The 8423-nt window shown below is 72.6% G+C and carries 8 protein-coding genes; 3 read left to right on the top strand and 5 right to left on the bottom strand.

The annotated features are described in order from the left end of the window. Window positions 1-198 precede the first annotated feature (198 nt). Entirely contained in the window at window positions 199-2103 is a 1905-nt protein-coding gene (locus H0524_RS07925; protein ID WP_180198047.1) for an NHL domain-containing thioredoxin family protein, read from the top strand. 28 nt (window positions 2104-2131) lie between these two features. Here H0524_RS07925 and H0524_RS07920 read toward each other — a convergent pair whose 3' ends face one another. The 3 genes from H0524_RS07920 to H0524_RS07910 are packed head-to-tail and all read right to left on the bottom strand — an operon-like array spanning window position 2132 to window position 4495. Continuing rightward, entirely contained in the window at window positions 2132-2899 is a 768-nt protein-coding gene (locus H0524_RS07920; RefSeq protein WP_180198046.1) for a LamB/YcsF family protein, read from the bottom strand. Continuing rightward, window positions 2874-3794, bottom strand: coding sequence for a biotin-dependent carboxyltransferase family protein (locus H0524_RS07915; RefSeq protein WP_180198045.1), 921 nt, complete (start codon window positions 3792-3794; stop codon window positions 2874-2876). Before H0524_RS07915 ends, H0524_RS07920 begins: the two co-directional genes overlap by 26 nt. After that, on the bottom strand, window positions 3791-4495 hold the full coding sequence (locus H0524_RS07910; RefSeq protein ID WP_180198044.1) for an allophanate hydrolase subunit 1: 705 nt from the start codon (window positions 4493-4495) through the stop codon (window positions 3791-3793). The genes H0524_RS07915 and H0524_RS07910 overlap by 4 nt, the downstream gene beginning before the upstream one ends. A gap of 148 nt (window positions 4496-4643) precedes the next feature. Between H0524_RS07910 and H0524_RS07905 the strand changes: the two genes are divergently transcribed. Together H0524_RS07905 and H0524_RS07900 are read left to right on the top strand one after the other, a co-directional pair. After that, the gene (locus tag H0524_RS07905) at window positions 4644-5321 is read left to right on the top strand and encodes a hemolysin III family protein (RefSeq protein WP_180198043.1); all 678 of its coding nucleotides are present in this window, start codon (window positions 4644-4646) and stop codon (window positions 5319-5321) included. Window positions 5322-5362: 41 nt separating this feature from the next. Continuing rightward, window positions 5363-5899 (top strand): histidine phosphatase family protein, encoded by a 537-nt coding sequence (locus H0524_RS07900; RefSeq protein WP_018728096.1) that lies wholly within the window; start codon window positions 5363-5365, stop codon window positions 5897-5899. A gap of 121 nt (window positions 5900-6020) precedes the next feature. Here the strand turns inward: H0524_RS07900 and H0524_RS07895 are convergent, their stop codons facing one another. Both H0524_RS07895 and H0524_RS07890 read right to left on the bottom strand, forming a co-directional pair. Then, window positions 6021-6290, bottom strand: coding sequence for a DUF6458 family protein (locus H0524_RS07895; protein ID WP_018217865.1), 270 nt, complete (start codon window positions 6288-6290; stop codon window positions 6021-6023). 222 nt (window positions 6291-6512) lie between these two features. Continuing rightward, window positions 6513-8366: an acyl-CoA dehydrogenase gene (locus H0524_RS07890; protein ID WP_180198042.1), complete on the bottom strand. Its 1854-nt coding sequence runs from the start codon at window positions 8364-8366 to the stop codon at window positions 6513-6515. Window positions 8367-8423: the final 57 nt, after the last annotated feature.

Genomic DNA, 8423 nt, shown 5'->3' with positions numbered 1-8423 from the left:
GCCGTCCTCGTTCCCGCGGGACCCGAGGTCACCTCACGAACGGCGACTGCCGTACTAGGACCAGCGGGCTATCGGGCACTCGCCGACCACCGCTGTTCCCGGCCCGCCTCGCCCACCAGGGTGACGGCTGGGTCGTCTCGCACGTCACGTTGCCGATCCCCGGGGCTGCCCAGGACGCCGCCATGGGAGGGTTACCCCATGGCTACCGCGCCTCGCGTCCGAGCGCCCGAACTGAAGGGCCGCCGCTGGCTGAACACCGGCGGACGACACCTGACCCTGCCGGACCTTCGAGGCCGCATCACCGTCCTCGACTTCTGGACCTTCTGCTGCATCAACTGCCTTCACGTGCTCGACGAGCTACGCCCCATCGAGCAGAAGTACGCGGACGTGCTCGTGGTCATCGGCGTCCACTCGCCCAAGTTCGAGCACGAAAAGGACCCGGACGCCCTGGCCGACGCCGTCGAACGGTACGGCGTGCACCACCCGGTGCTCGACGACCCCGAACTGAACATGTGGCAGCAGTACGCCGCCCGGGCCTGGCCGACCCTGGCCGTGATCGACCCCGAGGGGTACGTGGTGGCCACGATGGCCGGCGAGGGACACGCCGAGGGCCTGGTCCGGCTGGTGGACGACCTGATCGCCACCCACGAGGCCAAGGGCACCCTGCACCGGGGCGACGGCCCGTACGTGCCACCCGCCGAACCGGAGACCACGCTGCGCTTCCCCGGCAAAGGCGTCGTACTCGACAACGGGAACCTGCTGGTGTCGGACTCGGCCCGGCACTCCCTCGCGGAGCTGGCCCCCGACGGCGAGACGCTGCTGCGCCGGATCGGCACCGGCGCGCGCGGTCGGGCCGACGGGCCGGCCACGGCCGCCACCTTCGCCGAGCCGCAGGGGCTCTGCCTCCTCCCGGCCCACGTCTCCCGGCTCGTCGGCTACGACCTGGTCGTCGCGGACACCGTCAACCACCTGCTGCGCGGCGTACGCCTCGACACCGGCGAGGTGGTCACCGTTGCCGGCACCGGCCGGCAGTGGCGTTCCACCGTGGATGACCACGCCCACGACGCCCGCTCGGTCGACCTCTCCTCCCCCTGGGACCTGGCCTGGTACGACAACCGCCTGGTCATCGCCATGGCCGGCATCCACCAGCTCTGGTGGTTCGACCCGGTGAAACGCACCGCCGGCATGTACGCGGGCAGCACCGTCGAGGCCCGCAAGGACGGCCCGCTGGCCGAGGCGTGGCTGGCCCAGCCCTCCGGCCTGTCGGTCTCCGCCGACGGCAGCCGGCTCTGGGTGGCCGACAGCGAGACCAGCGCGGTCCGCTACGTCGAGAACGGCATCCTGCACACCGCGGTCGGGCAGGGGCTCTTCGAGTTCGGGCACGTTGACGGGCCGGCGGCGCAGGCGCTACTCCAGCATCCGCTGGGGGTCTGCGCGCTGCCCGACGGGTCGGTGCTGATCGCCGACACGTACAACGGGGCGGTCCGCCGCTACGACCCGGAGACGGACGCGGTCGGCACGGTCGCCGACGGGCTCGCCGAGCCGAGCGACCTGCTACTCACCCCGGACGGCGGGGTGCTGGTCGTGGAGTCCGCCGCCCACCGGCTGACCCGGCTCGCGCCGGGCGCGCTCACCGCCGCCGGGGCCAGCACGGTCGACGGCCCACGGCACCGCGCCGAGCGGAGACCGACCGAGCTACGCGCCGGCGAGGTGACCCTGGAGGTCATCTTCACCCCGGCGCCCGGTCAGAAGCTCGACGACAGCTACGGACCGTCCACCCGGCTGTTGGTCACGGCGTCCCCGCCGGAACTGCTGCTGACCGGCGCGGGCACCGGCACCGAGCTGACCCGCCAGCTGGTGCTCAACGACTCGGTCCCCGAGGGGGTGCTCCAGGTGACCGCCCAGGCGGCGACCTGCGACGCCGACGTGGCGCACGCCGCGTGCCACCTGACCCGACAGGACTGGGGCGTGCCGATCTGGGTGGTGGACGACGCCGCCGACCGCCTCCCGCTGGTGCTCCGCGGCATCGACGCCGGAACCGGCGCGGGCACCGGCACTGGCGCAGAACCCGGCACCGGAGCTGGCGCGGGACCCGGCACCTGAACCGGGACGCGGGGGTTCCGCGACGCTGCTACGCCCGCTCCGCACCTCCCGTGAACGGGGCGAGCGGGACCCCCGCGTCGACCAACACGGCGCGAATCAGCTCGGCGCAGCGCACCGCACCGGGGGTGTCGCCGTGCAGGCAGATCGACTGGACCGGGCTGGGAATCACGGTGCCGTCGACCGCCACCACCGCCTGCTCGGTCGCCATCCGGAGCGCCTGCTGGGCCATCTGCTCCGCGTCGGTGACCAGCGCGTCCGGGGCACCCCGGGGCACCAGCCGGCCGTTGGGCTGGTAGCCCCGGTCGGCGAAGCCCTCGCTGACCGCCCGCAGCCCGGCCCCGTTCGCGAGCTGGGCGAGCACCGAGCCGGACGGGCAGAGCAGGGAAAGCTGGTCGTCGTATTCGGCGACCGCGGCGACCACCGCCGCCGCCTGCGACTCGTCGTGGGTGACAGCGTGGTAGAGCGCGCCGTGCGGCTTGAGGTAGCGGACCCGCGTCCCGGCGACCCGGCAGAATCCGTCGAGCGCACCGAGCTGGTAGATGACCTCGTCGCGCAGCTCGGCGAACTCGTACGCGATGTGCCGGCGGCCGAAGCCCACCAGGTCCCGGTAGCTGACCTGGGCGCCCACCATGACTCCCCGCTCGGCGGCCCCGGCGCAGACCCGGCGCATGGTGACGGCGTCGCCGGCGTGGAAGCCGCAGGCGACATTGGCGGAGGTGACCAGGTCCAGCAGCGCGGCATCGTCGCCGAGCCGCCAGACGCCGAGGCCCTCACCGAGATCCGCGTTGAGGTCCATAGAACCTCACCGTAGTCCCTGGCCGGGCCTGCGCGAGCGGGGTCACGTCAACCACCACCCCGACCACCGGGTACCCCCCGGTGGTCGGATGGTCGGCGAGGAAGACCAGGGGTTGGCCGTCCGCCGGCACCTGCACCGCCCCGAGTACGAGGCCCTCGCTGGGCAGTTCCCCCGACACCGCGCGGGGCAGCGGTGCCCCGGACAGGCGAGCGCCGACGCGGTTGCTGACCGGGGTCAGGGTGTACGCCGTACCGAACAGCCGGTCGAATGCGGGTGCGGTGAACCAGTCGGCGCGTGGGCCGAGGCGCAGCGCCAGCCGTACCTGCTCCGGTGCCGGCACGGTCGGGGTGACATCGACCGGGGCGGGCGGCCCGGCCGGCGCGCCCACAGGGAGCCGGTCGCCGTCGTGCAGCGGGGGCGGGCCGAGCCCGGAGAGGGTGTCGGTGGCCCGGCTGCCGAGCACCGGTTCGACGGCGATCCCGCCGGCGACGGCGAGCCAGGACCGCAGCCCGCTGCGGGGCGGACCGACCCGCACCGCCGCGCCCGCCGGGACCGCGAGCGGCCGCCCCACGTCGCCGGGACGCTCACCGACGTGGACGGGGGCGTCCGCCCCGGTCACCGCGACCGTGGTGGCGCGGCGAAACCGCAGCTCACACCCGGTCAGGGTGATCTCCAGGCCGGCGGCGCTCTCCGGATTGCCGACCAGCCGGTTGGCCAGCCGGAGCGCGCCCGGGTCGAGGGCGCCGGAGCGCGGTACGCCGAGGTGCGCCCAGCCGGGCCGGCCGAGATCCTGCACGGTGGTGAGCATGCCGGCCCGCAGCACCTCGACCACGCCGCCGCTGCCGGCTACGGGCGCGTTGGGTGGCTGCGGCCCGGCGGGCCGGGTGCCGGTCATGCCGGTACCAGCCGCACCCGGGTGCCGGGCGTGAGCCGGGCCGGTGGGTCGGCGTGCACGTCGAACAGGGGCAGGTCGGTGTGGCCGACGAGCAGCCAGCCGCCCGGCGAGGCGGTCGGATAGATCCCGGCGTACGGACCGGCCAGCGCGACGGAGCCGGCCGGGACCCGGGGGCGGGGGGTCGGCAGCCGGGGCACGGCCAACCCGACCGGCAACCCGGTCAGGTACGCGAAGCCGGGCGCGAAACCGCAGAAGGCCACCCGGAACTCGGTGTCGATGAGCCGGCGTACGACGGTCGGCACGGCGACGTCCCAGTGGCCGGCGACGGTCGGCAGGTCCGCCCCGTCGTAACGCACCGGAACCTCGACAACGTCGGTGCCTCCACTACCGGTGCCCGTGCCGCCGGTGCCGACGCTCGGGGCGGCGATGCCAGTGCCCTTGTCGGCGGTGCCAGTGCCCTTGTCGGCGGTGCCGACGGCAGCGGTGCTGGGGGGCGGGTCCCAGGTGCCGAGGAGTGCGGCGGTGTGGGCCGGGTCGGTGAGGCCGTCGAGCAGCACGGTGCGGGCCGCCGGAATGATCTCAACCGCGTCCAGGTCGCCCCGCTCCCGGCGTCGCCACAGCTCGGCTCGCCACGCCTCCACCTGGTCGGCGTCGGAACAGTCGAGCAGCAGGGCGTACGCCCCGACCGGCCGGATCCGCATCCCGCCATCTTTCCGGACCATGCCAGGTTCCGGAACAAGCCGGTGCCGGGTGGCCCGCTGGCGCTGCCGGACGCCCACCCGCTCGGCCACCAGTTACGTGACCATCGGCACTACCACCAGGTAACCTACGGCGTCGTAACCTGTTGGCGTGACCTCCTCCGCACCAACCCGCCTCAAGCCGAGCGACCTCGGCAAGCCCCGGATGCGCGGCTGGCTGCACGCGTACGCGTTCTTCGTCGCCATTGTCTGCGGGATCGTCCTCTGTTCCATCGCCGCCGCCCGCTCCGGCTGGTCGCCGCTGGTCAGCACCCTGATCTACAGCCTGACCGTCTGCGGGCTCTTCGGCACCAGCGGGCTCTACCACCGGCGGGTGTGGTCCGAGCGCGGCTTCCAGGTCATGCGGCGGATGGACCATTCGATGATCTTTATCTTCATCGCTGGTACGTACACGCCGCTCTGCGTCCTGCTGCTGGAGCCCCGACCGGCGACGATCATGCTCACGTTGGTGTGGGGTGGCGCACTCGGGGGTGTGGCCCTCAAGCTCAGCTGGCCGCACGCCCCGCGCTGGGTCTCCGCGCCGCTCTACCTGGCGCTCGGCTGGGTCGCGGTGGCGATGCTGCCGGACATCCTCCACGCGGGCGGGGTGACCGCCCTGGTCCTGCTGATCGTTGGCGGTGCGATCTACAGCATCGGCGCGGTGAGCTACGCCCTGCGCCGGCCCAACCCGTGGCCCACGGTCTTCGGCCACCACGAGTTCTTCCACGCCTGCACCCTGGTCGCCGCGACCTGTCACCACATCGCGATCTACTTCGCCCTCTTCGCCTAGCCCTCCGGCCGGCGGGAACGCCAATCGGGCAAGCTGGGGGCATGACGGACGCGCAGGCCCAGAACCGTACGTTGGTGTTGCTTCGGCACGCGAAGGCGGAGCCCCCGGGTAACCAGCCGGACGTGGACCGGCCGCTGACGGCGCGAGGGCGAGCGGACGCGGCGGCGGCCGGCGCGTGGCTGGCCCACCACGGGCTCCTCCCGGACGTGGTGATCTGCTCCTCGGCCCGCCGCACCCGGGAAACCTGGCACGGCGTGGCGATGGGGATGACCGGGGCGCCACCGGAGGGCGGCTCCGCGGGCCCGGCACCCGACGTGCACTACGCCGACGACGCGTACGAGGCGCATCCCGCGGACCTGCTGGCCCTGGTGCGGCGGGTCGAACCGACCGCCCGGACGGTGCTCCTGATCGCCCACAATCCCGGCGTGTCGCAACTGTCGATCCTGCTCGACTCCGAGCAGGCGGACCGGGACCCGCAACGGACCAGCCAGGCCGTGGTGCACCGCACCACGGCGGAGTGGGCCGCCCTCGGCCGCCGGGACACCGCCATCACCGCCGAGCACACCGCCCGCGGCTGAGCCGCTCACCCGGGCGGGCCGCTCACCCGGGCGGGCCGCTCACCCGGGCGGGCCGCTCACCCGGGCGGGCCGCTCACCCGGGCGGGCCGCCGCCAAAGTCGCGACGGCTCACCTGAGCCGCTCAGGACGGCGGCGCTGTCGGCGGCGGTGGGTCCGGCGGCGGTGGCATCATCGCGGTCGGATGCGACAGCCGGTTCTCCTCCACGATCAGCGTCCGCGCCCGCTTGCGCCGGTCCTGCCAGAACCACACCGTGGTGAGGAGGACGGCCAGCCCGGCCAGGATGAAGACCCAGCCGACCGCACGCAGGTCAACCCACCAGACGTTGGCCCGGACCGCGAAGGTGAGGATCGCCCCGAGGGCGATCAGGAAAATACCGCTACCAATGCCCATGTGCGCTGCACTCCCCCGTGCGATGGCTTCTGGGCGTTCTCTGCCTGACCTGATGCCGGTTACCCGCCGCCGCCGCACCGCAACCCCGTCCGGGCCGGCAACCCCACCCCCGGGCGGGGTGCGGCGGAGCGTCGGAGCCAACGCGACGGCCGGCAGGTCACCCCGCCGGCCGTCGATTCTGCCGGGTCTGCCCCCGGGCTCAGCCCTGCCCGTCGAAACGGGTCAGAACGCCTCCTCCGGGAGGTCCATGACGCTCAGGTCGACGTTCTCGATGATGCGCCGATCAGCGCCGATGCGGGGTAGCACCTCGCGGGCGAAGAACCGGGCGGCGGCCACCTTGCCGGTGTAGAAGTCCCGGTCGCTGCCGGCGTCACCGGCGAGCGCCGTCAGCGCCACGTCGGCCTGCCGCTGGAGCAGCCAGCCCACCACCACGTCACCGATGGCGAGCAGGAACCGGCGGCTGCCCAGGCCGACCTTGTAGAGCGCCCGGGTCTCGCCGCCCTGCGCCTCACCCAGCCAGCCGGTCAGCGTGCCGAGGATGCTCTGGATCTCGCCGAGGGCGCGGCCGAGCGCCTGCCGCTCCTCCTTGAGCTGCCCGTTGCCGCCCTCGTCGGCGATGAACTCCTGGATCTCGCCGGCGACCGCCATCAGGGCCTTGCCGTTGTCCCGGACGACCTTGCGGAAGATCAGGTCGAGGCTCTGGATCGCCGTGGTGCCCTCGTACAAGGTGTCGATCTTGGCGTCCCGGACGTACTGCTCCAGCGGGTAGTCCTGGAGGAAGCCGGAGCCACCGAAGGTCTGCAGGGACTCGTGGCCGAGCAGCTCGTACGCCCGCTCCGAGCCGACCCCCTTGACCAACGGCAGCAGCAGGTCGTTGACCCGCTTGGCGAGCTGGACGGTCTTCTCGTCGCCGGCCGCCTCGGCCATGGCGACCTTGTCCTGCCAGCCGGCCGTGTAGCAGACCAGGGCCCGCAGCCCCTCGGCGTACGACTTCTGGAGCAGCAGCGAACGGCGTACGTCCGGGTGGTGGGTGATCGTGACCCGGGGGGCGCTCTTGTCGGTCATCTGGGTCAGGTCGGCGCCCTGCACCCGGTTCTTGGCGTACTCGAGCGCGTTCAGGTAGCCGGTGGAGAGGGTGGCGATCGCCTTCGTACCGACCATCATCCGGGCGTACTCGATGATCATGAACATCTGCCGGATGCCGTCGTGCTTCTCACCCAGCAGCCAGCCCTGGGCCGGCACGCCGTGCTCGCCGAAGGTCAGCTCGCAGGTGTTCGAGACCTTCAGGCCCATCTTGTGCTCGACGTTGGTGGCGAAGACGCCGTTGCGCTCGCCCAGCTCGCCGGTCTCCTCGTTGAAGTGGTACTTCGGCACCACGAAGAGGGAGAGGCCCTTGGTGCCCGGGCCACCCACGCCCTCGACCCCGACCGGCCGGGCCAGCACATAGTGGACGATGTTGTCGCTGAGGTCGTGCTCGCCGGAGGTGATGAAGCGCTTGACGCCCTCGATGTGCCACGAGCCGTCCGGCTGCGGGATGGCCCGGGCGCGGCCAGCGCCGACATCCGAGCCGGCGTCCGCCTCGGTCAGCACCATCGTGGAGCCCCAGCCCTGGTCGATGAAGAGCTTGGACCACTTCCGCTGCTGCTCGGTGCCCTCCACGTGCAGAACGTGTGCGAACGAGGGGCCGGAGGCGTACATCCAGACCGCGGCGTTGGAGCCCAGCACCAGCTCGGCCAGCGACCACCAGAGGGCGCGGGGTGCGTTGCTGCCGCCGAGCTCCTCGGGCAGGTCCAGCCGCCAGAACTCGGCGTCGATGAACCGGCGGTACGACTTCTTGAACGACTCCGCCAGCGGCGCGGTGTGGGTCGCCGGATCGAAGACCGGTGGGTTGCGGTCGCCGTCCGTGTAGCTGGCTGCCAGGTCTTCCCGGGCTAGGCGGTCGACCTCGGCGAGGAAGCTCCGGGCGGTGTCGACATCCAGCTCCGTGTAGGGAGCCTGGCTGAACGCCCGGTCTGCCCCGAACACCTCGAACAGGTTGAACTCAAGGTCCCGAAGGTTGCTCTTGTAGTGGGTCATGGTTGCTGGCCCCGCTTCCGGACGCGTGTTACCGATCAGTAACCCTGACTGTATTAC

The organism is Salinispora sp. H7-4 (genome assembly GCF_013416675.1).
Lineage (GTDB): Bacteria > Actinomycetota > Actinomycetes > Mycobacteriales > Micromonosporaceae > Micromonospora > Micromonospora vitiensis.
Note: the sequence above shows the minus strand (reverse complement) of the source record. Positions and strands in the feature narration are given on the sequence as shown.

Bases quoted from the DNA above. Each gene is read 5' to 3' on its own strand.
- H0524_RS07925 (WP_180198047.1), top strand. From the start codon at position 199: ATGGCTACCGCGCCTCGCGTCCGAGCGCCCGAACTGAAGGGCCGCCGC.
- H0524_RS07920 (WP_180198046.1), bottom strand. From the start codon at position 2,899: ATGGACCTCAACGCGGATCTCGGTGAGGGCCTCGGCGTCTGGCGGCTC.
- H0524_RS07915 (WP_180198045.1), bottom strand. From the start codon at position 3,794: ATGACCGGCACCCGGCCCGCCGGGCCGCAGCCACCCAACGCGCCCGTA.
- H0524_RS07910 (WP_180198044.1), bottom strand. From the start codon at position 4,495: ATGCGGATCCGGCCGGTCGGGGCGTACGCCCTGCTGCTCGACTGTTCC.
- H0524_RS07900 (WP_018728096.1), top strand. From the start codon at position 5,363: ATGACGGACGCGCAGGCCCAGAACCGTACGTTGGTGTTGCTTCGGCAC.
- H0524_RS07895 (WP_018217865.1), bottom strand. From the start codon at position 6,290: ATGGGCATTGGTAGCGGTATTTTCCTGATCGCCCTCGGGGCGATCCTC.
- H0524_RS07890 (WP_180198042.1), bottom strand. From the start codon at position 8,366: ATGACCCACTACAAGAGCAACCTTCGGGACCTTGAGTTCAACCTGTTC.